The 26,319-nt window shown below is 45.1% G+C and carries 24 protein-coding genes and 34 tRNA genes; 52 read left to right on the forward strand and 6 right to left on the reverse strand.

Translation table 11 applies throughout. From position 1 onward, the window contains the following. Positions 1-119: 119 nt before the first annotated feature. The 6 genes from QUB77_RS04540 (at position 120) to QUB77_RS04565 (ending at position 3,329) form a co-directional block, all read left to right on the forward strand. The gene (locus tag QUB77_RS04540; protein WP_006634608.1) at positions 120-350 is read left to right on the forward strand and encodes a DUF433 domain-containing protein; all 231 of its coding nucleotides are present in this window, start codon (positions 120-122) and stop codon (positions 348-350) included. Then, the gene (locus tag QUB77_RS04545; RefSeq protein ID WP_333092911.1) at positions 347-679 is read left to right on the forward strand and encodes a DUF5615 family PIN-like protein; all 333 of its coding nucleotides are present in this window, start codon (positions 347-349) and stop codon (positions 677-679) included. Before QUB77_RS04540 ends, QUB77_RS04545 begins: the two co-directional genes overlap by 4 nt. Before the next feature lie 301 nt (positions 680-980). Beyond that, positions 981-2,105, forward strand: coding sequence for a PD-(D/E)XK nuclease family protein (locus QUB77_RS04550; protein ID WP_333170022.1), 1,125 nt, complete (start codon positions 981-983; stop codon positions 2,103-2,105). A 358-nt stretch (positions 2,106-2,463) separates the two neighbouring features. Beyond that, positions 2,464-2,685, forward strand: coding sequence for a hypothetical protein (locus QUB77_RS04555; RefSeq protein WP_332954397.1), 222 nt, complete (start codon positions 2,464-2,466; stop codon positions 2,683-2,685). Then, positions 2,678-3,100, forward strand: coding sequence for an aspartyl protease family protein (locus tag QUB77_RS04560; RefSeq protein ID WP_332954395.1), 423 nt, complete (start codon positions 2,678-2,680; stop codon positions 3,098-3,100). The genes QUB77_RS04555 and QUB77_RS04560 overlap by 8 nt, the downstream gene beginning before the upstream one ends. Beyond that, positions 3,093-3,329 (forward strand): hypothetical protein, encoded by a 237-nt coding sequence (locus QUB77_RS04565; protein WP_333170021.1) that lies wholly within the window; start codon positions 3,093-3,095, stop codon positions 3,327-3,329. Before QUB77_RS04560 ends, QUB77_RS04565 begins: the two co-directional genes overlap by 8 nt. A 79-nt stretch (positions 3,330-3,408) precedes the next feature. Here the strand turns inward: QUB77_RS04565 and QUB77_RS04570 are convergent, their stop codons facing one another. From QUB77_RS04570 to petM, 3 genes are all read right to left on the reverse strand, one after another. Next, on the reverse strand, positions 3,409-4,326 hold the full coding sequence (locus QUB77_RS04570; RefSeq protein WP_333170020.1) for an NAD(+) kinase: 918 nt from the start codon (positions 4,324-4,326) through the stop codon (positions 3,409-3,411). 1 nt (position 4,327) lies between these two features. Beyond that, the gene (locus tag QUB77_RS04575; RefSeq protein ID WP_333137515.1) at positions 4,328-5,305 is read right to left on the reverse strand and encodes an NmrA family NAD(P)-binding protein; all 978 of its coding nucleotides are present in this window, start codon (positions 5,303-5,305) and stop codon (positions 4,328-4,330) included. A gap of 197 nt (positions 5,306-5,502) precedes the next feature. Beyond that, on the reverse strand, positions 5,503-5,637 hold the full coding sequence (gene petM / locus QUB77_RS04580) for a cytochrome b6-f complex subunit PetM (protein WP_015174328.1): 135 nt from the start codon (positions 5,635-5,637) through the stop codon (positions 5,503-5,505). 40 nt (positions 5,638-5,677) lie between these two features. Between petM and pdxA the strand changes: the two genes are divergently transcribed. After that, on the forward strand, positions 5,678-6,775 hold the full coding sequence (pdxA, locus tag QUB77_RS04585) for a 4-hydroxythreonine-4-phosphate dehydrogenase PdxA (RefSeq protein WP_333170018.1): 1,098 nt from the start codon (positions 5,678-5,680) through the stop codon (positions 6,773-6,775). A 120-nt stretch (positions 6,776-6,895) separates the two neighbouring features. Beyond that, a complete protein-coding gene (locus QUB77_RS04590) occupies positions 6,896-10,507 on the forward strand; it encodes an OmpA family protein (RefSeq protein ID WP_333170016.1) in 3,612 nt (1,203 codons plus the stop codon). A gap of 284 nt (positions 10,508-10,791) precedes the next feature. Here the strand turns inward: QUB77_RS04590 and QUB77_RS04595 are convergent, their stop codons facing one another. Beyond that, positions 10,792-11,712 carry a biotin--[acetyl-CoA-carboxylase] ligase gene (locus QUB77_RS04595; RefSeq protein WP_333170014.1) on the reverse strand — a complete coding sequence of 307 codons (921 nt, stop codon included), beginning with the start codon at positions 11,710-11,712 and terminating at the stop codon, positions 10,792-10,794. Positions 11,713-11,936: 224 nt separating this feature from the next. Continuing rightward, positions 11,937-12,599 carry a glutathione S-transferase family protein gene (locus QUB77_RS04600; RefSeq protein ID WP_333170013.1) on the reverse strand — a complete coding sequence of 221 codons (663 nt, stop codon included), beginning with the start codon at positions 12,597-12,599 and terminating at the stop codon, positions 11,937-11,939. Between the two features lie 383 nt (positions 12,600-12,982). Between QUB77_RS04600 and QUB77_RS04605 the strand changes: the two genes are divergently transcribed. From QUB77_RS04605 to QUB77_RS04820, 44 genes are all read left to right on the forward strand, one after another. Then, positions 12,983-13,056, forward strand: a tRNA-Asp gene (locus tag QUB77_RS04605). 132 nt (positions 13,057-13,188) lie between these two features. After that, positions 13,189-13,263: transfer RNA gene (locus QUB77_RS04610), tRNA-Glu, on the forward strand. Next, positions 13,264-13,337 (forward strand) — tRNA-Cys (locus QUB77_RS04615). 102 nt (positions 13,338-13,439) lie between these two features. Continuing rightward, a tRNA-Ile gene (locus tag QUB77_RS04620) sits at positions 13,440-13,535 on the forward strand. A 3-nt stretch (positions 13,536-13,538) separates the two neighbouring features. Next, positions 13,539-13,613, forward strand: a tRNA-Trp gene (locus QUB77_RS04625). A gap of 6 nt (positions 13,614-13,619) precedes the next feature. After that, positions 13,620-13,693 (forward strand) — tRNA-Glu (locus tag QUB77_RS04630). Between the two features lie 5 nt (positions 13,694-13,698). After that, positions 13,699-13,773, forward strand: a tRNA-Lys gene (locus QUB77_RS04635). Between the two features lie 13 nt (positions 13,774-13,786). After that, a tRNA-Tyr gene (locus tag QUB77_RS04640) sits at positions 13,787-13,868 on the forward strand. 34 nt (positions 13,869-13,902) lie between these two features. Then, positions 13,903-13,977: transfer RNA gene (locus QUB77_RS04645), tRNA-Arg, on the forward strand. Positions 13,978-13,981: 4 nt separating this feature from the next. Continuing rightward, a tRNA-Ser gene (locus QUB77_RS04650) sits at positions 13,982-14,068 on the forward strand. Positions 14,069-14,072: 4 nt separating this feature from the next. Then, positions 14,073-14,145 (forward strand) — tRNA-Phe (locus tag QUB77_RS04655). Between the two features lie 6 nt (positions 14,146-14,151). Beyond that, positions 14,152-14,226, forward strand: a tRNA-Asn gene (locus tag QUB77_RS04660). 10 nt (positions 14,227-14,236) lie between these two features. Continuing rightward, positions 14,237-14,315 (forward strand) — tRNA-Gln (locus QUB77_RS04665). Between the two features lie 5 nt (positions 14,316-14,320). Beyond that, positions 14,321-14,394 (forward strand) — tRNA-Gln (locus QUB77_RS04670). Between the two features lie 29 nt (positions 14,395-14,423). Next, a tRNA-Leu gene (locus tag QUB77_RS04675) sits at positions 14,424-14,500 on the forward strand. Positions 14,501-14,523: 23 nt separating this feature from the next. After that, positions 14,524-14,604 (forward strand) — tRNA-Leu (locus QUB77_RS04680). 4 nt (positions 14,605-14,608) lie between these two features. Continuing rightward, positions 14,609-14,681: transfer RNA gene (locus QUB77_RS04685), tRNA-Pro, on the forward strand. A gap of 4 nt (positions 14,682-14,685) precedes the next feature. Next, a tRNA-Leu gene (locus tag QUB77_RS04690) sits at positions 14,686-14,759 on the forward strand. Between the two features lie 44 nt (positions 14,760-14,803). Then, positions 14,804-14,877: transfer RNA gene (locus tag QUB77_RS04695), tRNA-Leu, on the forward strand. Positions 14,878-14,972: 95 nt separating this feature from the next. After that, a tRNA-Thr gene (locus tag QUB77_RS04700) sits at positions 14,973-15,044 on the forward strand. Between the two features lie 6 nt (positions 15,045-15,050). Further along, positions 15,051-15,127, forward strand: a tRNA-Thr gene (locus tag QUB77_RS04705). A gap of 5 nt (positions 15,128-15,132) precedes the next feature. Then, positions 15,133-15,203: transfer RNA gene (locus tag QUB77_RS04710), tRNA-Gly, on the forward strand. 59 nt (positions 15,204-15,262) lie between these two features. Continuing rightward, positions 15,263-15,334, forward strand: a tRNA-Gly gene (locus tag QUB77_RS04715). 5 nt (positions 15,335-15,339) lie between these two features. After that, positions 15,340-15,414, forward strand: a tRNA-Val gene (locus QUB77_RS04720). A 6-nt stretch (positions 15,415-15,420) separates the two neighbouring features. Then, positions 15,421-15,493 (forward strand) — tRNA-Arg (locus tag QUB77_RS04725). Between the two features lie 333 nt (positions 15,494-15,826). Further along, positions 15,827-15,900 (forward strand) — tRNA-Arg (locus QUB77_RS04730). A 7-nt stretch (positions 15,901-15,907) separates the two neighbouring features. Continuing rightward, a tRNA-Ala gene (locus tag QUB77_RS04735) sits at positions 15,908-15,984 on the forward strand. 54 nt (positions 15,985-16,038) lie between these two features. Next, a tRNA-Ala gene (locus QUB77_RS04740) sits at positions 16,039-16,111 on the forward strand. A 6-nt stretch (positions 16,112-16,117) separates the two neighbouring features. Further along, positions 16,118-16,192, forward strand: a tRNA-His gene (locus tag QUB77_RS04745). A 4-nt stretch (positions 16,193-16,196) separates the two neighbouring features. Continuing rightward, a tRNA-Ser gene (locus QUB77_RS04750) sits at positions 16,197-16,279 on the forward strand. A 129-nt stretch (positions 16,280-16,408) separates the two neighbouring features. Beyond that, complete coding sequence (locus QUB77_RS04755) at positions 16,409-16,627, forward strand: hypothetical protein (RefSeq protein ID WP_333170011.1); 219 nt, start codon at positions 16,409-16,411, stop codon at positions 16,625-16,627. Then, positions 16,624-17,004, forward strand: coding sequence for a type II toxin-antitoxin system VapC family toxin (locus QUB77_RS04760; RefSeq protein ID WP_333170010.1), 381 nt, complete (start codon positions 16,624-16,626; stop codon positions 17,002-17,004). The genes QUB77_RS04755 and QUB77_RS04760 overlap by 4 nt, the downstream gene beginning before the upstream one ends. A 28-nt stretch (positions 17,005-17,032) precedes the next feature. Next, positions 17,033-17,605, forward strand: a complete 573-nt coding sequence (locus tag QUB77_RS04765; protein ID WP_333170009.1) for a dihydrofolate reductase family protein — start codon at positions 17,033-17,035, stop codon at positions 17,603-17,605. A gap of 101 nt (positions 17,606-17,706) precedes the next feature. Continuing rightward, positions 17,707-17,778 (forward strand) — tRNA-Lys (locus QUB77_RS04770). A 161-nt stretch (positions 17,779-17,939) separates the two neighbouring features. Continuing rightward, a tRNA-Ser gene (locus QUB77_RS04775) sits at positions 17,940-18,024 on the forward strand. Between the two features lie 102 nt (positions 18,025-18,126). Beyond that, on the forward strand, positions 18,127-19,356 hold the full coding sequence (tuf, locus tag QUB77_RS04780) for an elongation factor Tu (RefSeq protein ID WP_333170008.1): 1,230 nt from the start codon (positions 18,127-18,129) through the stop codon (positions 19,354-19,356). 333 nt (positions 19,357-19,689) lie between these two features. Further along, positions 19,690-19,763: transfer RNA gene (locus QUB77_RS04785), tRNA-Lys, on the forward strand. 189 nt (positions 19,764-19,952) lie between these two features. After that, positions 19,953-20,915, forward strand: a complete 963-nt coding sequence (locus QUB77_RS04790; protein ID WP_333170006.1) for a GNAT family N-acetyltransferase — start codon at positions 19,953-19,955, stop codon at positions 20,913-20,915. A gap of 370 nt (positions 20,916-21,285) precedes the next feature. Beyond that, the gene (locus tag QUB77_RS04795) at positions 21,286-21,486 is read left to right on the forward strand and encodes a radical SAM protein (protein ID WP_333170004.1); all 201 of its coding nucleotides are present in this window, start codon (positions 21,286-21,288) and stop codon (positions 21,484-21,486) included. Positions 21,487-21,610: 124 nt separating this feature from the next. Continuing rightward, positions 21,611-21,811, forward strand: coding sequence for a hypothetical protein (locus QUB77_RS04800; RefSeq protein WP_333039015.1), 201 nt, complete (start codon positions 21,611-21,613; stop codon positions 21,809-21,811). 214 nt (positions 21,812-22,025) lie between these two features. After that, positions 22,026-22,097 (forward strand) — tRNA-OTHER (locus QUB77_RS04805). A gap of 314 nt (positions 22,098-22,411) precedes the next feature. Beyond that, positions 22,412-22,921 (forward strand): hypothetical protein, encoded by a 510-nt coding sequence (locus tag QUB77_RS04810; protein ID WP_333170003.1) that lies wholly within the window; start codon positions 22,412-22,414, stop codon positions 22,919-22,921. Positions 22,922-23,087: 166 nt separating this feature from the next. Next, the gene (locus QUB77_RS04815) at positions 23,088-24,527 is read left to right on the forward strand and encodes a hypothetical protein (RefSeq protein WP_333170256.1); all 1,440 of its coding nucleotides are present in this window, start codon (positions 23,088-23,090) and stop codon (positions 24,525-24,527) included. Positions 24,528-24,591: 64 nt separating this feature from the next. Continuing rightward, the gene (locus QUB77_RS04820) at positions 24,592-25,782 is read left to right on the forward strand and encodes a hypothetical protein (protein WP_333170002.1); all 1,191 of its coding nucleotides are present in this window, start codon (positions 24,592-24,594) and stop codon (positions 25,780-25,782) included. 73 nt (positions 25,783-25,855) lie between these two features. Here QUB77_RS04820 and QUB77_RS04825 read toward each other — a convergent pair whose 3' ends face one another. Beyond that, positions 25,856-26,110: a DUF433 domain-containing protein gene (locus tag QUB77_RS04825; RefSeq protein WP_333170000.1), complete on the reverse strand. Its 255-nt coding sequence runs from the start codon at positions 26,108-26,110 to the stop codon at positions 25,856-25,858. Positions 26,111-26,319 lie beyond the last annotated feature (209 nt).

Here is a 26,319-nt window from a genome sequence, read left to right on the forward strand (position 1 = left end):
ATATCCAGTATTGTACCGTAACTGCAATACAATTATTCGATCGCGCACCCATGCAACAAGCTAGTAGATCCAATCTTTTCGCCAAACATCAAACGAGGAGATTCTCAAAAATTCCAACTATGAACTACCGAAACCACATCACGATCGAAGCAAATAAACGCGGTGGTAAGCCTTGTGTACGCGGCTTGCGAATTACGGTTTATGAAGTGCTTGAGTACCTGGCTTCCGAGATGACCGAAGCAGAAATTCTCGACGATTTTCCCGATTTGACGCGAGAAGATTTAAAAGCCTGTATTGCTTATGCTGCTGACCGCGAGCGTCGGTTTATGACCGCCACCTTATCGGCATGAAATTACTTTTTGATGAAAACTTGTCGCCCAAGTTACCGAACCGTTTGAGCGATATTTTCCCAAATTCGCTTCACGTTCGAGATGTGGGAATGAAAGCAACGATCGACCCAATAGTTTGGGATTATGCAAAAGACAATAATTTGATGATTGTCTCGAAAGACGCGGATATGCACGACCTGAGCTTAGTATTTGGGAATCCACCGAAAGTTATTTGGCTTTGCCTTGGAAACTGTTCGACATTGCAAATTGAAAATTTGCTGCGTCGGAATTTTAACGCGATCGAGTTATTTTATGAAGATGAGACTTTATCGCTGCTTGCTTTATCATAATGCACCGATCGCCGAGAGTGTGCGATCGACTCTAAATGCTCTCTAATCTAAAATCTAATAAAGATAGCTTTTTTCAGTGTGACGGCTTAATTGATTGAGTCAAATCGTGCGGCGAACTCGATCGAGGAAAGGAGATTCTGATGGGGAGTAAGAAGAGGTTGACATACATCCTCAAGCGGCGGTATTATTCGACTATATGCAGTGTTGTACCGCAAATGCGATACAATTATAAGTTAGGTAGCTTGAGCCTCTGGCTAGGGCCGTACGGTAAACTCACTTGTTGAGAGTAAAACATAGGTGAATGTTAGTGGCGCTTTTCAGTCGGCTCTTAAATCTCAATACAGGCAGTATTCCGCTAGAAGATTTCTTCACTGAGTTGGTCGCCTACCTCTTCAGTACAGACAAGGAAATTCTCTATTCTTGGCTTAAGAATTTAAACTTATTGGATATAAATATTTATTTGGATGCCTATGTTTCAACACAGAGGGAGTTTGAGCCTCTTGATGATCATCGTTTAGCTAGCCGCCCAGATATCTTAATTGAGCTAGTAGATGCTAAAAGTCGTAGCATCATCTTTATCGAAAGTAAGATTGGCTCTCAGGAAGGCTACGAGCAGCTTTCAAGGTATGCCGAGATTTTGCATGGAATTTCAGGGTTCCAGCATAAATTTCTTTTGTACATTACTCGTGATTTTGATCCAAAAGATCAAGCAGATATTTTCAAGAATATTTCTCAATCTACCGTTCAGTTCAGGCAATTGAGGTGGCATCAGTTCTATCGATTTTTGAAATCTCAGGCAGATACAATGCTTGTTAAAGAAATTGTGACATTTATGGATGAGTATCGCATGGCACATAACAATCAGTTCTCTTCTATTGACGTGATTGCGTTAGCAAATTTCACAAAATCACTAAAACTTATGGAAGAGACAATGTGGGGAGAAGTCAGTCAGCGCTTTGAGAAAGTTCTGGGAGCAATTAAGCAAAAGTCTACAGCTCTTACCCAGATTCAATGGCATGGGCGGTATTTAATGACTGCCTCAATGCCAAGTGGAAGATGGTGGTGTGGTCTAGGCTTTATTCTAAAGACATCACATTTAACTGATTACCCAATAGTACGTCTCGTACTTGAAGTAGATCCTAATTCACCGCGTCGAGCAGAAATTATTGAAACGATGAAAGATATTTGCGAACAGTACGGTTGGAGGGGTTATAACTTAGATAGCTCAAAAGACTGGGCAGGAATAGTTCGAGACAAAAGTTTACAGGATTTTCTTTCTGAAGAAGACCATGTGGTGGCTGTCAAAAGATTTTTCCTGCAAGCACTAGATGAGTTAGAAAAGATCAAATCTCAGTATTCAAAACTTCCTTGGGTAGCAATTCAAGGCAATGGAGAAAGCTCTGATGATACGTTGCCAGCTACCTAACAAATCGTTGCAACGGCGGAATAAAGATAATCGGGCGTTGCTTAATCAGGGTATGAAAAAAATCAATTGAAAATCCCGAAGCGTTGTGAATACTGGTTTCTATGATTGGCATATTTAGCCTTTCATACCGTAAATCAGCAACGCCGATAATCGGTGGGGATGCCAGGGTTACTAACCGCCGCTGAACTCAATCGTTATCTCGCAAACGCTGCCTGACTTTGGAGATGATTCGGAATCTCGATCGAGAGCTTGACCTACAGAAAATTGGTAGAATCAATAGACACGCTTCGATCGCGCACCATGCAACAAGCTAGTATATCCAATCTTTTCACCAAACCTCAAACGAGGAGATGCTCAAATGCCATTGGCTGAACTAATGTCACAGATCCAGGAACTTTCAAAAATTGACAAGCTTCGGCTGATGCAGTTTCTGGCAACAGAACTGATCAAAGAAGAAGATGCAACAAACTTTTTTGTTGCCGATCGAGAGTATCCGGTCTGGTCGCCTTACAATTGCTCTGAGGCTGCCAATGTTTTAATGAATCTTCTGACGACAAAACAACAAGAACAGAATGATTGACGCTCAGAGATTTCCCTACAAAATCATTGACAGCAGTCTTGGCATGGTCGATCGAATGCCGTATCTGCCATTGACACTCAGCCTGAACGGTCAATCCTTGAACGCTGAGGGCTTACTAGATACAGGCGCAAGCGTTAATGTTTTGCCCTACGAGTTAGGGCTACAACTGGGCTTAGTCTGGGAAAATGAGACACTCTCAGTCGTATTGGCTGGGAATTTGGCTCGATTTGAAGCCCGCGCAGTCGTTGTTAATGCTCGAGTTAGTTCATTCCCAACGCTTAACCTGGCATTTGCCTGGACACAAGCAACCAATGTACCTTTGATTTTGGGGCAAGCTAATTTCTTCTTCGAGTTTGATGTCTGTTTCTTCCGGGCACGTTCAGAATTTGAAATCCGTCCTAAGCAGAGTGAATAGAAATGAAAACACTCCAACTATACCGTTATCTCGTAAACGCAGCCTGACTTTGGAGATGATTCGGAAGCTCGATCGAGAATTAAGGATTCCGGTGGATAAATGTCGCCCTACATTACCAACACTAATTGCTGCTTTATTCTACGATTTATCAACAGATAAAAAAATCAAAATCCCTTCAATCGGTGAAAAACGGGAACGGGAATTGCAGTCTCCTACAGCTAGGACTTGATATGATATCTACGAGCAAGCCAACTGGTTAAGCCAACAATCCCCGTACCTTGATAGTCGGGGAGTGTCAACAACAAGTATCAAGGCAACTCAACGGAACTCGGTTTAGCAATGTGAGGCAAGCCCCAGCCCAATTTTTCCCGCAAAATGTGGAAAAACTCAAAAGATTGCACCCGAATAAACCGGGCTGGGTACGGAGCTCGCTCGACTTGCACCCAATCTTCGGGCAGAACATAACATCCGCCGTTCCCGTCTACCACCATTACCAGGCGGGTGGGACTCGCCGGCAAAATCTTGATCGGCTCGGTGTTGGAAAACACCAAAGCCCGCGAAGCCATTGAATGCGGGCAAATAGGCAGCAACTGCAACACCGGCACTCCCGGAATGATGACAGGGCCGCCGGCTGAAAGGGCGTAAGCTGTCGATCCCGTGGGAGTCGAGATAATTACCCCATCTGCGGCAATGTCAATAGAGGCGTGCTGACCGATCGCCACTTCAAAATGACACATACAAGTCAGCGGTTCCCGGTGCAGCACCATTTCATTGAGACAAAGGGCTTCCCAGAGGCAGTCGTTTTCTCGAAACAGTCGCACCGCCAGCATCGATCTTTCTTCTATTTCGTATTCTCCGGCGATTACCTTTTCCAAAGCTTGCGGCAGCAAGTTCAGGTAAGTTTCTGTTAAAAAGCCCATGTGACCGGTATTGACAGTCAGCAGCGGCACTCCGATTGGAGCGACTTGGCGAAATGCCGACAGCACCGTACCGTCGCCGCCCAAAACCACTGCAAACTCCATGTCGCTGTCAAAACCGGGGGGGACGAGTTGTTCGATCTGAGTGTGGCACAGGGGGCGATCGGGGCTAGAATAGCCCAGAATTCCTCCCGAACCAGAAACCGAGCAAACCTCCCAGCCGCGGGCAGTCAGCTTGTCTTCTAACTCTGCGGCGATGCGACAAGCCACAGGTTTAACGTCGTTGTATATAATCCCAGCTTTCGGCACTTTAAAATGTAAAGGGCATTTTTTGTTTACTCCGTTTTTTAGTTTTAAGCTGCTCGTACTCTATTTCCTTGAGCTTCTTTAGAATCAGATTAAAGTATTCTTCGAGATAAGACTCCAAAGTAGTAGTTTCTTTAGGGTCGATTCCGAAGACACTGTAAACATCATCCATCGGAGCTTTCAAGGGTTTTCCGGCTGCCAAAACTTCTGAAAAAGCCAATCTGTCAGCTACGTTCCAACTCCACTGAAAGAAGGTAGCTAATTTACGAGTAGCCTGCAACAAGATGTCTGGGGTGCGCGTAATTTTGGCTTCCTTCCCTGACAGCCGTTCGCACAACCGCACGATTTCGTCAGCATCCCAAGCACGATTTCCCACCACCGGAAAGCTTTTTTTCTCGGTTTCAGGAACCGAAAGAGCCCGGACGGCAAATTTAGCAACGTCCTGAGTGTTCATGTAGGCAAGGGCGGATGGCTTGTTGGGCAGCCAGACTGCCTGATTGTCCAAAATCGGCATTGCATACAGGCTCAGCAGTCCTTGCAAAAAGCCGCAAGGTCTCAAGATTGTGTAGTCTAAACCGGATTCTGCTAAAAACAGTTCGGTACAACGCTTGATTTCCAACAAGGGGACTTGGGGATATTTCTCAGCGTCGAGAAAGGAAAAGAATATGTAACGCTTGATGCCTGCTGCTGCAGCTGCTTGGATCAGCGATACTTTTCCGTCCCAGTCTACTCTTTTGATGCTGACTGAATCGGCTGCACTGGCTGTTGCTGCATCGATAATAGCACTGACGCCTTCTAGGGCCGGAGGCAGACTGTCTGGCTGGCAAAGGTTTCCCGGTACGAGTTCAGCGCCCCATTCTTTCAAAAATGCAGCTTTTCTGTAACTTCTGACTAAACAGCGCACCTGGTAGCCCTCGTCTAGGGCGCGGCGGGCTATTTGGCGGCCGAGAGTGCCGGTGGCACCTAAAATCAATAAAGTCATCTAGGGATTAATTATGAATCTTAAACTTTCTATAAGATGGTATCAGGTTTTTGTTAAGTTTATATAAAAAACTTAACAAAAACCTGAAATTTTCTCATTTTAGGCTTGAGATATTCGGCAGAAGGCTTGCTTTCGGCAGAAAGTAGACTCTAGAAGGCAGAAGGTAGAAGGCTTGGGAAGGATTGGTTGAAAAAAACTTATTCTTCGCGGCCTTGCAATTTGAGCAGGAGGAAGCCTCCACCTATACCCACGAAAATTAGGGAAAAGGACAAAAAGGCTGCATTGAAAATTTCAGGATTCATGATTTGATAAGTCCCATTGGGCGATCGCATTAAATAAAGATAATATAATTTGGGGCAACCAGGTACATGAATGCTAAAATTTCAGTGCCGAAATTCCTGTATTTTGTTGGAGAAAACTGCCTTGAGTCTCGATCGGGAATCACAACTAGCTGTAACTCTGGGAGATCCGGCGGGAATTGGACCGGAAGTGATTCTCAAGGCATTGGCCGATCCCGCTGCTGGTTTGAGGGCAACGGTTATAGGTTCTAGGAGAGTTTTGCAGCAAACTTACGATAAGTTGCGATCGAGCAATCCCGCAGCAGAAGCGGCAAATCCCGAAACATTAAACATTATTGATATTGAACCAGACAGCAAGTGGGGCGAAATTGTCCCCGGCGTCGGGAGTGCAGCTAGCGGGGCGGCTAGCTTTGCTTACATGGAAAGTGCGATCGCCCGTACCCTCGCCGGCGAATTCTCCGCCATCGTGACCGGCCCGATTTCCAAAACTTGCTGGCAGGCGGCCGGTTACAATTATCCCGGACAAACAGAACTCCTCGCAGAAAGAGCGAAATCGCAGCGATTCGGAATGCTATTTGCCGCCACATCTCCACACAGTGGCTGGACGCTGGTAACTTTACTCGCTACCACACATATTTCCCTCCGTCAAGTCCCCGATGCTTTGAGTCCAGAATTACTGAGTGAAAAACTAGAATTACTGATAGACTGTTTGCGGGAAGATTTTGGGCTGGAAAGACCGAAAATTGCGATTTCTGGCTTAAATCCTCACAGCGGCGAAAATGGCAAACTGGGAAATGAAGAGCAAGACTGGATGATACCTTGGTTGGAAACGCAGCGCGATCGCTTTCCTCAAGTGCAATTAGACGGGCCAGTTCCCCCTGATACCCTGTGGGTAAAACCGGCTAAAGTTTGGTACGGTTTAGCCAAGGAAGCTCACGACGGTTACTTGGCAATGTACCACGACCAGGGGTTGATTCCAGTAAAATTGATGGCTTTCGATAAAGCAGTCAACACTACAATTGGCTTGCCTTTTGTCCGCACGTCTCCGGATCACGGCACAGCTTTTGATATTGTAGGTCAAGGGGTTGCGGATGCCTCCAGCATGAAGGCAGCATTGCAGTTAGCGGCTCAGTTGGCTAGTCGCAGAACAGCAGTTAAAATAGGGCCATAGCTTTAGTACGCCTGACGCTTGGAAAAATTGTGTCATTCCTATTGATTTTCGCTGGGGTGAGGCGGCAAGCAAGCTGGTAATTTCCTTCGGTCGATCAAAATCACGTTTGGGTAGGGCAGTATGGCAGCATCAAATGACAATTCAGGGAAAATATATCAGTCAGAAAAAGAGGTTTCTGATGCAACTATAGCAAGTTCTAAAGCTGGAGAGCAACTTCAGGAATTGCTAACCATACTGACTGAATTCCAGTTATTAAAGAAATCAAAAAAAGAATCAAGCGAGCTGAAGTTACCGCTTGCGGAAAAGTCTGTTCAGCGATTAGAGGATGAGGAAAATCGGCGCAAACAATTGTCTTTTCGGATCGAATCACCGAGTCTTGTACCGGAAGTATTAACTAACGATGAAGAGATCCCCTCTCAAAGACGAGAAACAAGTAATCAAGAACATGATTTATCTATAACCGCGAAGGTAGCAAAAAATTATCGACCCTCAGAGGAAGAGTTAGAACAAGCAGTAGAGGAGTTTAAGCGGTTGCAGCAACTGTTGTTTGAAAGGGATTTACCGGAATTTTACAGTAATGTTTTGAGCGTGGAACAAAGGTTAGAAAATTTTGAGAAGCTGATGTCTGAACCCCAAGAGTTGATGACTTTACTGAAACCGTTAGTTCCTGAGTTAGTGAGAGATGAATTAGAGGGGTTGAAGTCGGAATTAAAAAATGCGATCGAACTCGCTAGCAGCGATCAAATTAATCAGCTCGAACTGCAGACCAAAATAGCTGATTTGGAAAATAAAATTGCTAACTTCAACCAGCAGCAACTGCCGAGTTCAGAACAGTTAATGCAACGGGTGATGTTGGTGGTGGGCGAGCTGCTAAACCGCAAGGTAGAGGAGTCTAAGTTAGAGGTAGCTTCGGCGATCGCACCGACAGTCAATCAAGTAATTCACAATCAAAACGGACTTGAAGAACAGGTAATAAGAATTGAAGATAGAGTTGCGAATATTCAGCAGCGTTACCAGCAGCAACCTGAAGATTTAATCAAGCAGCTAGTACCAGTAGTTAGCGAATTGCTAAACCGCAAAATTAGTGAATTAAAATCAGAGATTGTAGAAGCTGTTACCCCCTCAGTACAGGTAAGAATAGCTTGGGTAGAAATAGAAGAAAAAGTATTGAGCATCATCGAACGCCGACTGGCTACACAACAGTCGCCAATTCAGAAGCCAGAAGAGATAATGGCGATGCTAATGCCCGCAATAACTGATTTGCTGAATCAGAAAATCGATGAATCAAAATTACAAGTAGCAGCGACGATCGAACCTTTGATAGAATCAGCAATTCTTCAAAGAGATGTTCAAGGAAAATTGAGCGATGTAGAAAGTAGACTAAATAATCTTCAGCGACAGCAAAAAACTCAGCCGGAAGATATAATGGCAAGGTTAATGCCGTTAATGATTGAGTCGCTGAACCGGAAAATCGAGGAGACAAAGTTAGAGGTGAGAGAGGCGATCGCACCCGGTGTCCACACAGCTATTCAAAACAGCGGTATTGCAGCACAAATATCAAATAATGAAAGTAAGATTGTCGAAGTTCAGCAGCAAGTTTTAGCCGAGATAGAAGGGTTGATGGCAAGAATAATGCCAGTGATTGTAGAAATGCTGTCCCGAAACATCGGGGAAGCAAAGCTAGAGATAGAATCTGCGATCGCCCCCGCTGTCGATGCCATCATTCAGAATAAAAGGATCGATCAAAGACTCGCGAAGATCGAACAACAGGTTGTGGCGATCGAACACCGGATTTATGAATCGACAGACTTGTTTACCGATTTACTGAAACCTTTGATTGACGAGCTGATGGTTAGCCATCACGCCCAACTGCAAAAGTCTGTTATTGAATCTATTTTACCCTTGTTAGATGAAGTTGTAAGTTATAATTACAAACTCAACGATAAAGTAGGCGAACTCGATCGCAAAATTACTGATGCGGAATGGGGAGGCAATCGGGAACAATTACTTGCCCGAATTAAAATCATGTTTCCCGAAATGATGCTCCAAACAATTAATGAGTCTAGAAAATCATTTGTCGAAACCCTAGCTCCGATAATTGATGAAGTAATTAATACCAAAACCCGAGAAAACAGGCAATCGATGGGAGTAGCCATATCGCCTGCTCTGACTGTAGGAATCAGCCACAGAATCAGTGAATCGCCCGATGAAATTGCAATGGCGATCGCGCCGGAAATGGCCACCGCTATCAAACAGCAAATTCATCTCAAGCGAGAAGCAATGTCGGATGCACTTTATCCAATCATCGGCAGCACGATTTTAAAATACATCGCCGAGATGATGCGGGAGATTAATGAAAAACTCGAATCATCTTTAAGTCCAGAGAAAATTAGTCGCAAAATTAAAGCAAAATTCCAGGGAATTTCTGAAGCAGAATTGCTGATAAAAGAAACAACACCGCTGAGTGTTAAAGCTGTTTTTTTAATTCAAACAGAATCGGGCATAGTAATTTCAGCAGTGCAGAAGTCTGAACGCGAACAGCTAGAATCAGACATGGTAGCGGGGATGCTGACTGCTATTCGGGCTTTTGTCAACGATTGCATATCTCAGTCTGGAAATATTGCAGAAATTGATGCAATAGAATACGGCACATCTACGATCGTATTGGAAGTAGCTGGTTCGTGTTATCTAGCAGTAGTGATGCAAGGAGAAACCCGCCAGTGGTTTAAGTACAAAATGCGAGCGATATTCAACAATATTGTTCAAGAATACGGAGATCAAATTCGGTCATTTAACGGCGATCCAGCAACTGTACCACCAGAAGTAAACTCGAAATTGCAAAAATTAATCGATACAGAGGTAAAAGTTAAATCTTCTAAACTTCCCATTTTACCAATTATCGGTTTGGCAGCGTTAGGTTTAATTGGGGTACCTTGGGGAATTCATCAATACCGCAGCGCAGTTGAAGCGAGCTTAGAAGCAGATACCAATTTAGCATTACAATCTGCTCCCGAGTTATCGGTTTATCGTATAGCGGCCGATGTTAAAGATAAATTATTGGAGATTTCGGGACGAGTGCCGAATCAAAATCTGCGATTGAAAGCGGAAAAAATCGCTCAGCAAGCGGCTCCACAATCAAAAATTGAAAATAAAATTATAGCCGTTGAAGTTCCTCCCGATCCGGTTTTAGTCGAAGCCGATGTCAAGCGGACAGCAGCTCTTTTGAATAAAGTAGAAAGCATTAATATCTCAGCTCGCTATGCAGAGGGAAAAGTCGCCGTTGCAGGCAGCGTAAGCAAAGTGCCAGATGCTCAGAAAATAACTCAAGCTTTTGAGAAAATTCCGGGGGTAAAGTCTGTAACAAATACAGTGATAATAGGAACTCCACCGCCGCCAAAGATAATAATGCCTGTTCGCGTGTATTTCGGTGCAGGTTCGGCAAGTTTGCAGGCGAAAGATGTAGCAGAAAAGCTTAGCAAAGTCAAGGAATATATGGAGAAAAATCGCACGAAGAATTTAAGGATAGTTGGCTACAGCGATTTTAAAAGCACTCCGGTAGAAAATCAAAAGTTGGCACTGGAAAGGGCGACAAATGTGAAAAATATTTTGGTTAGACAAGGGATAAATGGCAACAGAATACAAGTTGCTTCTACTAAGGGTCGTCCCGAAGGTGTGGAGGTCAATCAACCGCTGTGGCTGAGCAGATTGGTACTATTTGAGGTGATAAATTAAAATAGGGAATTGGGCATCGGGCATCGGGCATCGGGCATCGGGCATTGTTAATTGGGAATTTTCCCTAATGACTAATGACTTCTTTCTCTTAATTTATAGTAACTGGCAAGAAGGTTAGAACATTTTTTCTCGCTGAAAATATTGCTCTGACTGCATTTCCCTTCTTTGTTTTTCCTACTTCCATCGGACTGACATCCGTTACATCTTGTACAGTGCTCGTTGCCGAACTTCCTGACATCCGTTACATCCGTTACACAATCCGTTGCCGAACTTCCTTATTCCTATTAAATTAATCGAACTCGCCCAGAGGTAAAGGCTTGTATTCGATCGCCCGCCAAGCATACTAACAAGCGGCCGCATCCGTCAATGCCGGCAGCTTCTCCGCAGATGGTTTCCGAGGAAAGTTCGATCGCCACAGGGCAGCCAATCAACGCATCGCGGCGGCGCAATTCCGGTAAAAGTAGCGCTAAACCGGACTTGGAGGCTGCTTTGTCTGTGGTAGAAAACATATCGGCTAGTTCGAGTAAATAGTGCCGCAGTCGATCGAGCAAACACAGTTCATCTGGTACTTTACTAGCAATAGAATGCAAGCTTACGGCATTGCCGAGATCCCTTTCATCCAATCCCGCAGCCGCGAAATCTACGCAGCGGTTGAGTCCAATTCCGACAACCGCGCGAGTTTTACCCAAAACATTCCCGGAAGTAGCTTCGCAGAGAATTCCGGCTAATTTGTGGCGATCGATCCAGACATCGTTTGGCCATTTCAGGCGCAGCATATCGCGACAGTCGGGAACCAAATCTTCGATCGCGTAAATCACTGCTAAACCCGCTGCTAAACTGAGCCCCGGCAACAGATTGGGGTTGAGGTTTTCGAGTACAAAACTAACAGTCAAGACACCGCTTGGGGCGTGCCAGGTGCGCCCGTGTTGGCCGCGCCCGCTGGTTTGCTGCTTGGTAAATACTGCATCTCCGTGGTGGAGTTGGGCCGCGCGGGCGATCGCCCAACTGTTGGTACTCGGACAAGTATCCAAGGAGTGTAGCCAGTGATGGAGGTTTGGGCGATCGGGTTGTGTGGTTGCGGGCACGGGAGTTAAGGGCAATTCAGACAAGATTTGATTTGTAGTATTTGATATCTCAAAGCTGATTATCGCAGGGCGATCGATCTTTTGTGCGAGTTTGGGCGATGGCGTCCCGCCCTCGCCCATGCTACGGCATTTTCGTCCGTGTTAATTCTTGCCGTTGCGATCGAAGTCTTCTATAAATATGTCTCAGCGGGGATTAAATGGGCGCCTGCACAGACAAAACTCGCAAGCCTTGGGTTAAGAGTTTATTGAGTCCAGGAAGTTTGAATCGCCCGGTATATTTAGCTTTGTTGTGCAGGAGCGATTTCTAATCGCCCGGTATATTTATTTGAAGCTCGATCGCTCTGTTAAAGCCTTGCCGCCAGTAAATCCTTAAGAATTGGGATTTTGGTCACAATTTCTGCTTGAGATACCTGGGTTTGCTGCCAACTCGATCGCCCTGCAAGTCGATCTGCCCACTGCTGCAACTTCGGATACTCATCAAAAGATATGCCAAAAATCCCCAGGGAAGGCACCGCAGTGCCCGCCACCACTTCGGCGAAAGTAAACTGTTCCCCAGCAAAATAAGTGCGATCGTCCGCCAGCAACCCCTCAAAAAACCTCAGCAGCGTTACTATCTGCTGTTTTGACTGTTCCAACTTCTGTGCAGTGTCTCCCGCTACACCCAGCATTTGACGTGTTAATGGAAACATTGCCGGCAACAGTTCATTTAACGTCAGCATTTCCACCATCCGTACAATTCCCAACGCTTTCGCCTCTGTCGGTAGCAGTTGAGGGATGGGGTATTTCGCCTCCAGATAATCGAGAATTGCCAGCGACTCCACCAAAGTCAAGTCTTCATCTACTAAAACCGGTATGCGGTGGAACGGGTTAATTGCCACAAAATCCGGCTTAAATTGGTCGCCGTCGAGGTTAAGTGCGATCGGCTCAAACGCAATCTGTTTTTCCAGAAGTGCCACCCACACACGCCGAGAATTCATAGAAATTGGAGTGTAGTACAGTTTCAGCATCAGATTTACCTTAGGGAACACCATCAGTTTAGCAGCAAAATACCTTGATATATAAGGGTTTGGGGGAACGCAGCGGGTGGGTGGGAGCGATCTGCACCCCTTTAAAAAACCCAATTTTAAAAAAAGTTGTATTACCCCCTTGACAGTCTTGTATTATGCAATGTAGTATAAATGTATGGCGAAGGGGAAATAGATTCAAAGCCTTGCCCCACAAGCAATACGAACATTGAAAACAGAATAGGAAGTTAATCGTGTCACATAATTGTGGACATCGGCGGTGTAGACTCCGGCAACAATAGCCCGATCGGGTTGTAGTACGCGGAATCAATCGCCACCCCGTCCCAACTTGAGTAATTCAAGGACAGAAAATTGTTCATTTTCGCGGGGGTATAGCTCAATCGGTCAGAGCAATCGCCTGTCGAGCGAAAGGTTGCGAGTTCAAGTCTCGTTACTCCCGTCAGTCGATTTTAGATTTTAGATTTTAGATTTTAGATTTACTCCACAGGAGAAGAATCTGGGAACTGGAACTAGGGTCTAACATCCACACCTCCTGTCGGAAAGCAAGTATCCGTTTTTCGGCGGGGGTCAAAGTCCCGTAGGCAAAAGTCAAGCCGTCTCCCTCTCAAGGAGAAGATTGCGAGTGCAAACCTCGTCGGGACTCCCAGGTTAGGTGGTCGAGTGGTTGAAGGCGTCGGTCTGCAAAACCGATTTTCGCGGGTTCAAATCCCGCCCTAACCTCTGTTCCCAATCAGAAATTAAAAATTAGAAATTAAAAGATTAAACTAACAGTCTTTTAATTAATTTTTTTAACTTTGAAAAGGAACGAAGCGAAAGTGACATTGCAGCGTAGCTTAATCGTAAAGCGCCAAGTTCATACCTCGGTCAATGCGGGTACCGCTTCGCGGAAGCAAGCTACAAATCCCGCCGCTGCGACCACAAGCAGGGATGGTGTAACTGGCAACACTCTGGTCTCCAAAACCAGCATTCTGAGTTCAAATCTCAGTTCCTGTGCCAATTTATAGTGCTGTAGGCAAATGGTTTAAGCCGCTTGGTTTTCACCCAAGTGATTGCGGGTTCAACTCCCGTCAGCACTTCTCGTGGGTCGTTGGCAGAATGGTTTTGCAGCCGCCTTTTAAGCGGATGGATCGAGGTTCAATTCCTCGACGACCTACCAAAATTTCTATCTTGGGTCGGCCCTCCTATTGGCGTGGGTAGCTGTCTGTAAAACAGTAGCTTAAAGCGTTGCTGGTTCAATTCCAGCCCGACCCATTTGTAACTGCATTTAATATGCAGTTGCAATGTTGAGAACGTGGTGTAACTGGATAACATCTCAGTCTACGAAACTGAAGATTTGGGGGTTCAAATCCCTCCGTTCTCGCTGTGGAGAGGTGGCCGAGTGGCTTAAGGCGCTTTCCTGCTAAGAAAGAGCGGTTTAACAGCCGTCGAGGGTTCAAATCCCTCCTTCTCCGTTTTCCCCCGATAGCTCAGTTGGTAGAGCGCTTGTCTGAAGAGCAGGAGGTCGTCAGTTCGATACTGACTTGGGGGATTGCGTTGCCTTATAGCTCAATGGTAGAGCAAGCGGTTGTTAACCGCTAGGTTGTAGGTTCGAGTCCTACTGGGGCAGCCATTTTTTCAATTGCCGGGTAGACAAATTGGTAAAGTCGCCTATCTCTGAAATAGGAGTTTCTGTAGGTTCAAAGCCTACCCCGGCACCCAATTATTGGGAAGTCGCCTAATCGGTATGGCACCGCTCTTTGAAAGCGGCAAAATGCAGGTTCGATCCCTGCTTTCCCAGTTCTGCTATTACCAAAGCAGATCGATTACACTCCTGTAGCCCAATTGGCAGAGGCCGCAATTTCAAAAATTGTGTTGTGTGAGTTCAAATCTCACCAGGAGTACCAAATTTTTAACTAAGTTTCTACTTGCTCCTGTGGCGGAATTGGCAGACGCGGCAGACTTAAAATCTGTTTTATTTTGAGTGTGAGTTCGAGTCTCACCAGGAGCATGAACGGGATGTAATTCAGCGGCCAGAAGCCATGCTTTGGGAGCATGGAGTCGTTGGTTCAAATCCAACCATCCCGACTTTACCCCTGTGATGTAATTGGAAAACATCGCTTACTCAGAATGAGCGTCTTACAGGTTCGAGTCCTGTCAGGGGTATGAGGTTTTATTCAATCTCAAATCTCAAATCTCAAATCGGTTTTGCCCCTGTAGCCCAATCGGTAGAGGCGCTAGATTTAGGATCTAGTCAGTGCTGGTTCGATGCCAGTCAGGGGTATTTGGTGACATCGCGGGTGAAGTAGCCTGGGTAGGCTTGGAGGTCTCATAAGCCTCTTAATAGCAGGTTCAACTCCTGCCCCCGCCACCAAAAATGCAGGTGTGATGTAATTGGCAACATGAGGCTTTTGTAAAGCTTTCTTGCCAGTTCAAATCTCGCCATCTGCTTGGCGTGCTGGTGTAGCTCAATTAGGCAGAGCAACTGATTTGTAATCAGTCGGTTGTAGGTTCAATTCCTATCACCAGCCCCACAATTGCGGATATGGTGTAACGGTAGCATTCGAGTCTTCCAAACTCTAGGCACGAGTTCGAGCCTCGTTATCCGCTTGGCTAAACGAGAGGTTTTTTCAATCCAAAACCTCAAATTTCCAATCTAAAATCGGTTTGCGGGTGTGATGTAAAGGCTAGCATCTGAGTATGCCATTCTCAGCGCATGGGTTCGAGTCCCATCATCCGCTTTTGTAGTCCTGTAGCTCAACGGTAGAGCGTTTGCCTTACAAGCAAGATGTTGCAGGTTCAAATCCTGTCAGGACTACCAATTTATGGGAGTGTAGCTCAATGGATAGAGCGCCGCGCTTCGGACGCGGAGGTTGTGGGTTCGAGTCCTACCACTCTCGTTGTTTTTGCTTTAATTTAAGGAGGTTGATTCCATTGAATGGATAATTTTTTATAGTAAGATCGATCGCCCTTTGCGTGCCCCAATCTTTGGAGCCTACATACTTTAGTACGAGAGGAAAGGTAACGCTGTCAAAATCAGCGGGCGTTTGAGAACGAGGAGTGCGATGAACCCGGCAGGTTGGCTTAAAGGTAGCCATCCTTTAAAGAGTGTGTAATAACTCATCGGCGGAGTCCCTCTAGTAACTGAGAAAACGCAATGCTCTGATAACTTGCACGTCAAAGTGCGTGAAGCGCAGCTATCCCCTAGGGAATCGCGCATTAACAAACAATAGGGGAGTGTAACTCAACTGGATAGAGTGTCGAGCTTCTACCTCGAATGTTGTGGGTTCAAGTCCTACCGCTCCTGCTGTCTGGGGTTCGTAGCTTAATTGGTAAAGCATCTAACTGGCTGTTAGAAAGATATCGGTTCAAATCCGATCGCAATCCACCACACCGATTTTAGATTTTAGATTTTAGATTTACTCGACAGATGAATCTTTTACGCGGGGTCATAGCTCAATTGGTAGAGCGCTTGCTTTGCACGCAAGAGGTCAGGAGTTCGATTCTCCTTGACTCCACTTCCGGTGTCTGAAGTCGAAGCGGTCGAGACGCTAGCCCGTGAAGCTAGTTATTAGCGGGTTCAAGCCCCGTCGGACACCCCTTGGAAGATGCCGCTAAATGGTTGGCAACCAGTCTTGAAAACTGGGGTACAGGTAACTGTAAGGGTTCGATTCCTTCATCTTCCTTTTAACCCACCGGAAGTCGAAAAGCGAGACACCGTGCTGATAACGCGGCGATAGGAGGGGCAGTACCTCCTCGGTGGATGGATTGGTTTATAATAAGTCTAGATTTGCTAGTTATTCAACATAGAAGCCATGAGCATTCAAGTTCTCAAATTAGAATTGATTCAGTGGATTTTGTTATTAAAGGATATTCAAATTTTAAACAAAATCCAAAAACTGAAAGAAAATTCACCCGAAAAGACTGCTGTTCTCAAACCTCGTCAATTTGGCTGTGGTCAAGGAATTTTTACTTACGTTGCGGATGATTTTGATGAAACACCTCCTGGTTTTGAAGAATATATGTTGCCATGAAGTATCTAATTGATACTCACATTCTAATTTGGTTTGTTGAAGGTAACGATCGGCTTGATGAGTATGTGCGAGCGCTGATTGCTAATCCTGTCAATGAAATCTATATCAGCCAAGCGAGTCTGTGGGAACTTACTATCAAAATCAGCATCGGTAAGTTGTCTTTGTCTATTTCTGTGTCAGAGTTAGAAATATTTCTGATCTACCACGACTTTCAAATTCTAGAAACTAAGTTCCTCCATTACGAGAAATTGCAAAATCTTCCTTTTTACCATCAAGATCCTTTCGATCGCCTAATTATTTCTCAAGCCCAAGCCGAAGATTACACTATCATTACACATGACGAGAGGTTCAAACAGTACGATGTAAAATTGTTGTAATATCAAATTATCAAAATGAACGTGAAACATGAGAAAAGTTAAATATTACGTTGCTTGCACCGTTGACGGGTTTATTGCTCGCGAAGATGGCTCATTTGATTGTTTTCCTATGGAAGGAGAGCATTTCGCTGATTTGTTCGATTCCTTTCCTGAAACTTTTCCGGCTCACTTTCAGGAAGCACTAGGCATTCGTGCAGAGAACAAACAGTTTGATGCGGTTTTGATGGGACGGAAAACCTATGAGGTAGGGCTAAATTTTGGTGTAACTAATCCTTATCCCAGCTTGAAGCAGTATGTTTTTTCGCGCACTATGAAAGCCAGTCCCGATGAGAATATTCAACTTGTTTCGGACAATCCTGTCGCATTGGTTAAGGAATTGAAAAAAGAAACGGGTAAAGACATCTGGCTTTGCGGTGGTGGCGCTTTAGCGGCAACTCTTTTTTCTGAGATTGACGAGATGATTGTCAAGTTGAATCCGCTAGTTATCGGAGCGGGAATTCCTCTTTTTTCCGGTGCAATCGAGCCGACCAATTTGGAACTTGCCGATCGCAAAATCTATAGCAACGGTTTCATGTTACTTCATTATCGAGTGAAGCATTAGCAATCGGGACTTTATCCGTTGCAATTGCCGCAAGCAAAAAAGGACTGAAGTGTTTACTACACAATAATTTTTTAGGAATTACACAAACGCTAAGTTTTTAAGGGTGGTTAGCAAAGCGGTTATGCACCCGGCTTTTAACCGGTATCAGATAGGTTCAACTCCTATACCACCCACTCAATCGATTTTAGATTTTAGATTTTAGATTTTAGATTGAGGGATATCTGTGAGATTTTAGACTTTAGATTGAAAGGCATATTCTTGCACTGCATCTGCTGCATTTATCTGCGTTCATCTGCGTTATCTGCAATAATCTGCGGTTAAAAATCAAAAACTTGGAAAGTGCGGCTGTGTGGACGGCAACTGGTTTGGAATACCAGGGTGCAGCGAAAGCTGTAGAGGTTCGACTCCTCCACTTTCCTTTTTAATCATTAGTCATCAGTCCTTAGTCATTAATAACAGGCTAAAGACTCAAAACTCCTGATTAGAAACTAAAAACAACTCTTAGAGGAGAATCAAATGTAATGTCTCGCACCAAATTTGAACGGAACAAACCCCACGTCAATGTCGGTACGATCGGTCACGTTGACCACGGCAAAACAACCCTAACAGCGGCGATTACAATGACGCTGGCTGCACAGGGTCGGGCCAAGGCTAAAAAGTACGATGAAATCGATGCTGCACCGGAAGAAAAACAGCGGGGAATCACGATTAATACGGCTCACGTTGAGTATGAAACTGGCGATCGCCATTATGCTCACGTTGATTGTCCGGGTCACGCTGATTACGTGAAAAACATGATCGTGGGTGCCGCTCAAATGGATGGTGCAATCCTCGTCGTGTCCGCTGCAGATGGTTCCATGCCTCAAACTCGCGAACATATCTTGTTAGCGCGGCAAGTGGGAGTGCCGAAGCTGGTTGTCTTTTTGAATAAGAAAGATATGGTAGAGGATGCGGAAATTTTGGAGTTGGTCGAGTTAGAAATTCGCGAACTTCTGAGTTCTTACGGTTTTCCGGGCGATGATATTCCAATTGTCGCGGGTTCGGCACTGAAAGCGCTGGAAAAGATGACTGCTAATCCGAAAATTCAGCGCGGCGAGGATGAGTGGGTCGATGGCATTTACGATTTGATGGATGCGGTAGATGACTGGATTTCTACGCCCGATCGCGATATTGACAAACCTTTTCTGATGGCTGTTGAAGATGTGTTCTCGATCAAAGGTCGGGGAACTGTCGCAACTGGCAAAATCGAGCGGGGTAAAATCAAAGTCGGCGATACTGTGGAATTGGTGGGAATCCAAAACACTCGCACGATAACTGTTATCGGCGTTGAAATGTTCCAGCAACTTCTGGATGAAGGAATGGCTGGAGATAATGTGGGTTTGTTGCTTCGCGGCATCCAAAAAGACGAAATTGAACGGGGGATGGTGCTTGCTAAACCCGGTTCAATTCAACCTCACACTGAATTCGATTCTGAGGTTTACGTGCTGTCGGAAAAAGAAGGCGGCCGCCGAACTCCTTTCTTTGCGGGATATCGCCCTCAATTCTACGTGCGGACAACGGATGTTACAGGTACGATCGCATCTTTTACGGCTGATGACGGAAGCGCTATCAACATGGTAATTCCGGGCGATCGGGTTAATATGACTGTGAAGTTGTTGCAGCCGATCGCGATCGAACAAAATATGCGTTTTGCCATCCGCGAAGGCAATCGCACAGTCGGTGCCGGTGTCGTCTCCCGAATTCTGAAGTAGATGCTTTCGGAACCAATTAGAATCAGTAGGGTGGACAAAAGTCCACCTTACTCATTAATTCACAGCAAGTTTTTCAGTGTGGATGCAGTAGAGCGCCAAGATTGAGTCAAGCGAATTGTCGAGATTGGAGATGGCCAAGTATCAGATTTGGTTGGATAGTCGGCCACAGGTTTTGCACAACTCTGGGGAGGTGCTTGAGGTCGATCGCGCTTAAATGAAATATGGAATCAGGGCGATCGCACTTGCGTTAAATATTTACCCTGGGCGATCGCCACAAATTTTTACAAAAATAGTTTATTTTTCAGAACGGTTGTGTTATACTAGGTTAGATGCGGGAGTATAGCTCAGTTGGTTAGAGCAGGTGACTCTTAATCTCAAGGTCGAAGGTTCGAGTCCTTCTACTCCCATCCCAAATCCTGAACCTGAATTTATCGAAACTCACGAGTGCAGTCAACTGCTGTAACGGTTCGATGCGTCGGGGTGTTTGCGTTGTGGGATTTTTAATGCCGATCGACCGATCGGATCAGTCGATCGATAAAAGTGCGATCGCCCAAGCTATTTTTAAACTGAATAACAACAGGAAATGGTGATTAGCTATGATGGCAAATCTCTCGGCGCGCTGCTATGCGGGCGATCGCGATTTAGATGCGATCGCCCATTTAATCAATACTTGCGAAGAAGTCGATCGGCTCGATGAAGGCACTTCCATATCGGAACTGCAACAAGAATTTAACGCCCCGTTTTTCAACAAAGACCGGGATATCCGCCTTTGGGAAGATGCGGAGGGAAAATTAATCGGTTTTGCTCAGTTGTCAGTTTCTGAGCCTGGGGAAGTAATTGACGGTTGGCTGTGGTTTCGCGTTCACCCGGAGGCGCGCGGAGGCGATGTGGAAGCAGCCGCGATCGCCTGGGGTGAAGTGCGGATGCGCGAGGTGTCTGCGATGCGGGGCGGGCGCGTGAAGCTGCGAACCTACGCGCGCGCTGAGGATTGCGATCGCATTTCTCTGCTGACAAGTTGCGGTTTCAAGGCCGATCGCTATTTTTTCCGAATGGCGCGATCGCTTTCTGAACCGATCCCAGAACCGCAATTCCCACAAGGTTTTACCCTGCGTCAGTTCCCCGGCGAACAGGATGCGGCAGCTTGGGTAGAAATGTTCAACCAGTCGTTTATCGATCACTGGAATCATCACGATTTAACGGTGGATAAATTTAAGCACGAGTTAGCTAAACCCGATTACAGAAATGATTTAGACTTGATTGCTGTTGCTGATGATGGCACATTTGTCAGTTTTTGTTACTGCGAGATTAATGTGGAAAAGTGCGATCGTACCGGGCGCAATGAAGGCTGGATTGCTTGTCTCGGCACTAGGCGCGGCTTCCGCAAAATTGGATTGGGACGAGCGATGTTGCTGGCTGGTTTGCATCGACTGAAAGCTGCCGGTGTGGCTACTGCTATTCTCGGCGTCGATGCTGAAAATTCATCAGGTGCATTGCATCTTTACGAGTCTGCTGGCTTCCACAATATTCGCGACAGCATTTCTTATGTTAAGGATGTTTAATCGATATCAAGATTGAAGAGGCAGAGCCTCTGGGTATGCGTTACTAGGCTCTGCCTAGTAACTGTAGGGGCAGTGTCCCCGTGCCTGCCCCGGATTGTAGGGATAGTGCCCGTGCCTACCCCGGATTGTAGGCGTAGTGCCCCGTGCCTACACCGCAGTTGACCATTCCAAGCAGGTTTGGGCCAAAAACAAAAAAACTTTTCCCGGCCTCTTGACAAAACTGTAGTATTTATGTAGTATAAACTAAGAAAGGCACAGGACAGACAAAAACCTGTATTTTTCGTACCGCTTCTGAACCTTGAAAACTGAATATAGATCGAAATTCCAAGGAACATCAATTTGAAAGTCTTGTAACAGAGACTGAATTGTCATGTTGTTACTTTACACCAAACTGTTCGGCTACAAACTGACTCACTCCGAGCCAGAGATTGTACCGAATCAGTCTAATTTCAATGAAGTTCATGCGGATTCAGAACAGACAATATCTGCCAGATTTCAATCAACTAAAAAGTCTGAGGAAATCCGCAAAATCAAACAAGCTTATCATTTAGAACGGCGCTTATTTCAGTAAAAATTATCAGATTTCGTGAATCTTTACCGATACTGGCAATTTGCGCGCGTCTCACAAAAAGCCAAAGTCGAGAGCAGATAAGCTACTAATCCCAAATCCAAAATTGCTCTAGGAGGTATCGGTAATGGTTCACATTCGTTTTGAAGGACGTTCCTATGACTTGGCGGAAAACCAACTGGGTATCGCGGCAGGAATGAGCGACAAGGCTATTAAGGAACGTCTGGCAAAGCATTTTGATGTCAAGGGCGAGCGCTTCGAGTCTTACGTGCTCGATCGCCGTCCCAGCGGTGATTTAATTGTCCGCCCAGAAGCCGTTTACGGCTAGAAATTCACTGAAAGCACGTATTAGACAGCGCACCCCAACTAAAGAAGCTTACAAACTGGAAACGTTCGACTTAAAATCGAATTGTAGGTTCAATTCCTACTTGCCGTGAGGCTGAAAAAAGCTTCTCTGACTTGTGCGCTGCCTTTTATAGCTGAATTTTTTATATCTATCCGGCGCTTAAAAGTTCTACTTCGCGCCCCAACAAAGGAAGCTTACATACTAGCTCACTGGTAGAGCATTTCTCTTTAAAGAAAAGGTCGCGGGTTCAACTCCTGCGTATGTGCCAACGGCTTTCTTAACTTGCGTGGAGTGACTTTTAATGCTATAAAAGGCAAAAATAATTGAGCAATTTAGAAGAATCACAAGTCAAAACTTTCTAGTTTAGAGATTAGAAAAATTTTGTTCCGCACCCTAACGAGTGAAGCGAATACACACATTATAATCGATTTGTCGCAGGTTCAAATCCTGCCAGCCCCGTTTAAGGGGCTGTAGCTCAGGGGTAGAGCGATCGGACAGTCAAAACGCTTTGCGAACTTGTGCGGAACATCTCATCTTTATAAAAAGTTAGATATAAAAGTGGTGTGTGAGGAGACTTAAATTATGACCCAAAAAACTATAATTTACCGATCGCCCAACGAGATAGATAGTCTGATTCATGCCTTCCAAGAATGTAACCTCTCGCGAATTCAATGGACGCACGAAGCACATTTAACCGTTGCTTTATGGTATTTTCTGTTTGGCCAATCGGAGTCAGAGGCGATCGATGCGATTCGCAATGGCATTAAACGTTACAACTCGGTTCAAGGAATTGAAACTACAAAAAACAGCGGATATCACGAAACCCTAACACTGTTTTGGGTGCGAACTGTTCGCCAATATCTCGCCGCTGAAAGCCAAAATCGATCGATCGTACATCTGGCTAACGGTTTGATTGCAAAATATGCCGATTCCCTACGGGATAGCTCCGCTTCACGCACTTTACCATTTCGCTATTACACGCGCGATCGCCTGATGTCCTGGGAAGCCAGAAATAGCTGGGTTGAACCCGATTTGAAGTCCCTCGAATCCGAAACAGCCCGCCAGGGATTGAAATCCCTGTCTAATAGCTAAAGTCCTCTGAAGAGGACTAAAGATATTTGTTTTTGTGGGTTTTTAATCACAAAAAATACATTTTTAAACACGCATTTCAGTCCTCTTAAGAGGACTTAAGCTTTGAGCCAGGGATTTCAATCCCTGGCGGACTGAGGCGATAGGTGCAAAATATTAGGTGACACCAATGAATATGAATACAGCAGAACGCGATTTGCGTTTGGAAATGCTCAACTCTCTGCTCACAACTCCTCACCGCCAATTAGAAAAAGTAGCAGAAATTCACAAGTTAATTATCGAATTAGACCCCATTTTTTACGGTCATTTAGCAGTGTGGTATCAACGTCACGGCGACGTGCGCGATCACAAGGAAGTTTTTGCCGGAAATTTGCTGACTTCGGGGCTGACGGAACACCGAGATGCCGGTTTTATGATGCTGCAAGAGTTCCCTCCCTACGAGGTTTCGCGGATTGTGGACTTTATGAAGCGGCACCAGAATAAGATGCCCCGCAGCGCACGCACTGCTGTCACTCGCTATCTGAAATCGCGGGAAAAGAATCCGCAGTTTTTCGATCGCGCCGCCCTCCGCAACCGCAAGGCGATGAAGCATTTGTACGCAACGCTGCACGTCAAGCCGAGCGATCGCGCTAATGCTATTCTGTTTAAAGACAATCCGCCAGAAGACTCTCTGGCATTCGTTTTGAAGCAGTTAGCAAAGGCTGCGACACCTGCGGAACAGGCGAATTTGATTGTTGAGTACAAGATTCCGTATACGATCGCAGTTGGTGCGATCAGACAGCTAACGCCAACGGTTTTGGCGGCGCTGATTAACTCGATGTCGCCGCAGGAAGTCATCAACAATTTGAAATCGATTCAGTCTCGCGGTGCGATGGATCACGCCGAAGTCAAGCAGTTGATTGACTCGAAGCTGGATGAAGCGGCCAAGTGCGATCGGGTTTCTGCTTACAAAGCGAGTGTGGCGGGCGCGGGCGCAAACTTCGACGCAGCAACGGCGGCGAAGCTGGAAGCGGTGACAAACGAACAGGTGAAGAAGCGCGGCAAGATTGCGAAAGCAACTGGTTTGTTGATTGACAAGTCGGGTTCAATGGAAAGTGCGATCGAAGTCGGGAAGCGTCTCGCTGCTTTGATTTCCGGCATTTCCGAGGCTGCACTGTTCGTTTATGCCTTTGACACGATGCCGTATCCAGTGCAAGCAAACGGCAGCGAATTGACAGACTGGGAAGGCGCTTTCAAGCACATTCGCGCTGGCGGCGGCACAAGTTGCGGTTGCGCGGTGGAAGCAATGCGAATTAAAAAGCAGGTTGTCGAACAATTCATTCTGGTAACAGATGAAGGCGAAAACGCTGCACCTTATTTTGCAGATGCTTATCAGAATTACTGCCGCAGTTTGGGGGTAATTCCTGATGTTGTGATTGTGCGAGTTGGTTCTTGGTGCGAATATGTCCAGAAGCAATTGAAGGACAAACAAGTATCGGTGGAAACCTTTACGTTTGCGGGTGATTATTACTCTTTACCGAATTTAGTGCCGATGTTGAGTCGTCCTTCGCGGCTGGAATTGTTGATGGAAATTCTTGATACGTCGCTGCCTGTGAGGGATGACAAGTGATAGAATTTAGGCATTGTTCATCAGTTATGCTGGTGGGCAATGCTCACTTTATGGGATAGCTACTGTGCCATACCTCAAAGCAAAACATCTATCAACCCAAGGTAAAAGGTTGAATGAGAGGGTAAAAACTGCTAATCGCAAGTTAATTTATATTGGTGGTGAAATCAGGTTTCAATCCGAGATGGATTTGGAAGATTATATAGATGAGAAATTTGATGAAATATTTCCCTCGCTAATTAAAATCAAAAGGCAGCATACTGTAAAAATGCAGCGATGCGATTTATTGTGCTGTACCAAATCCGAAAAGCAGCCGATAATTATCGAGTTGAAAAATGAAGAAGATCGAGGATTAGTTTCGCAGTTAACTCGGTATCGTAAAGCTATTATCACCAATAAATGCTTTGAGGAGAAAATTGACTATTCCTTGCCCGTTAAAATGATAGCGATTGCACCGAGTTTTCACGCTGATAATTACACAGACAAAGAAGCTTCAAAATTTGAAGAAGATTTTTGTTTTTGGGAATTTGCTGTACAAAATCATCATAATTCAGGTCAATTTAAACTATTAAGTCAAATTTATGAAATTTCTTACCCTGTATTTGGGTTGCCAGAAATCTCTCATAATTTAGATATTAGCAGTTTACCTCCTTTTACTTGCAATTTTGTAGGTAGGCTCCCACCAGACTATCATACCGATTTTCTGAAGTTGCGAACTTTGCTTTTGTCTCAGCCAAAAGTAAAAGAAATGGTTAGTACCACTTACAGAAAAATATTGTATGGAACTGGGGATGGAGTGAATCACAAAAAAATGGCAGAAATAACTAACACTACTAATGGAATCGTTTTATTTCTTTGGTTGCCAACAGCAGTTAGTAAAAACATCAAAACACCGGTTACTCGATTTGGATTTGTTTTGAAAAAAGGAAGCAACCCTTTTTCGGAAAATTCTTCCATAGAATGGGTCGTCTGTACAAAAGATACTATCAACTTAAAAGAGCAACCTCAACCTAATACATTTTCAGGAATGACTAGGCATGGAATGTTAAAATGGTGTAAACCTAATATGTACTTGACGCAAGCTGCACTAGGTTATAATAATACTTTTTTCTTACTTTTGTATCTCCTTAAAGGAATTACTCCACCTATTGATAGCACTACTAGGGAATGGTGGGAAATTTACCAAAAAGAGACAGACTTTAATTTAGGATGGTTTATAGATTTAGCTATCAAAACCTGGAATTATCGCGTCAAGTAGAACTTTTATATACGGAGACATTCAGCAGCAAACGAAAAACAGCCCGCAATCCTTCAGGTGTTAGCATTGTAAATTATTCTCTAATTTGAGCGATAATTGCTTGTAATTCTGGATTAGCGATGGATGACACTAACTGGGAATCCGCACCAGCCAAAGCCGCGCGCAACTTTTCCGCAGTGAGTGCAGGATATTTCTCCAACACCTGCTGTTGAGTCCATCCTGCAGCAAAGAGTCCCAGCAAAAATTCTACAGATAATCGGCTTTCTGGCGCTGCTGGTTGACTTGTTGAAGCTTTGGGGTTTGGATGAATGAGCTTTCGCCAGTCCATTGTTTTACTTAAACGATTTGGGAAGATTCCGCCGATTATACTGCATTTGGGCACAGTGGAAACACGGGCCTCGTTGACTGATTGTGTAACATGATACGGCAGGTAATACCATTTTAGATTTTAGATTTTAGATTTTAGATTGGGAATCACTGATGACAACCAGGGTTGGGAGTTTGGCGACAGTGGCATTTTTTTTGAGCTGGTGTCAT

This window comes from Microcoleus sp. AT9b-C3, assembly GCF_036705485.1.
GTDB lineage: Bacteria > Cyanobacteriota > Cyanobacteriia > Cyanobacteriales > Microcoleaceae > Microcoleus.

Coding starts and splice junctions, on each gene's coding strand:
- QUB77_RS04540 (WP_006634608.1), top strand. CDS start 120: ATGAACTACCGAAACCACATCACGATCGAAGCAAATAAACGCGGTGGT.
- QUB77_RS04545 (WP_333092911.1), top strand. CDS start 347: ATGAAATTACTTTTTGATGAAAACTTGTCGCCCAAGTTACCGAACCGT.
- QUB77_RS04550 (WP_333170022.1), top strand. CDS start 981: ATGTTAGTGGCGCTTTTCAGTCGGCTCTTAAATCTCAATACAGGCAGT.
- QUB77_RS04555 (WP_332954397.1), top strand. CDS start 2,464: ATGCCATTGGCTGAACTAATGTCACAGATCCAGGAACTTTCAAAAATT.
- QUB77_RS04560 (WP_332954395.1), top strand. CDS start 2,678: ATGATTGACGCTCAGAGATTTCCCTACAAAATCATTGACAGCAGTCTT.
- QUB77_RS04575 (WP_333137515.1), bottom strand. CDS start 5,305: ATGACTTTATTGATTTTAGGTGCCACCGGCACTCTCGGCCGCCAAATA.
- petM (WP_015174328.1), bottom strand. CDS start 5,637: ATGCGATCGCCCAATGGGACTTATCAAATCATGAATCCTGAAATTTTC.
- pdxA (WP_333170018.1), top strand. CDS start 5,678: ATGCTAAAATTTCAGTGCCGAAATTCCTGTATTTTGTTGGAGAAAACT.
- QUB77_RS04590 (WP_333170016.1), top strand. CDS start 6,896: ATGGCAGCATCAAATGACAATTCAGGGAAAATATATCAGTCAGAAAAA.
- QUB77_RS04595 (WP_333170014.1), bottom strand. CDS start 11,712: ATGGGCGAGGGCGGGACGCCATCGCCCAAACTCGCACAAAAGATCGAT.
- QUB77_RS04600 (WP_333170013.1), bottom strand. CDS start 12,599: ATGCTGAAACTGTACTACACTCCAATTTCTATGAATTCTCGGCGTGTG.
- QUB77_RS04755 (WP_333170011.1), top strand. CDS start 16,409: ATGAGCATTCAAGTTCTCAAATTAGAATTGATTCAGTGGATTTTGTTA.
- QUB77_RS04760 (WP_333170010.1), top strand. CDS start 16,624: ATGAAGTATCTAATTGATACTCACATTCTAATTTGGTTTGTTGAAGGT.
- QUB77_RS04765 (WP_333170009.1), top strand. CDS start 17,033: ATGAGAAAAGTTAAATATTACGTTGCTTGCACCGTTGACGGGTTTATT.
- tuf (WP_333170008.1), top strand. CDS start 18,127: ATGTCTCGCACCAAATTTGAACGGAACAAACCCCACGTCAATGTCGGT.
- QUB77_RS04790 (WP_333170006.1), top strand. CDS start 19,953: ATGATGGCAAATCTCTCGGCGCGCTGCTATGCGGGCGATCGCGATTTA.
- QUB77_RS04795 (WP_333170004.1), top strand. CDS start 21,286: ATGTTGTTACTTTACACCAAACTGTTCGGCTACAAACTGACTCACTCC.
- QUB77_RS04800 (WP_333039015.1), top strand. CDS start 21,611: ATGGTTCACATTCGTTTTGAAGGACGTTCCTATGACTTGGCGGAAAAC.
- QUB77_RS04810 (WP_333170003.1), top strand. CDS start 22,412: ATGACCCAAAAAACTATAATTTACCGATCGCCCAACGAGATAGATAGT.
- QUB77_RS04815 (WP_333170256.1), top strand. CDS start 23,088: ATGAATATGAATACAGCAGAACGCGATTTGCGTTTGGAAATGCTCAAC.
- QUB77_RS04825 (WP_333170000.1), bottom strand. CDS start 26,110: ATGGACTGGCGAAAGCTCATTCATCCAAACCCCAAAGCTTCAACAAGT.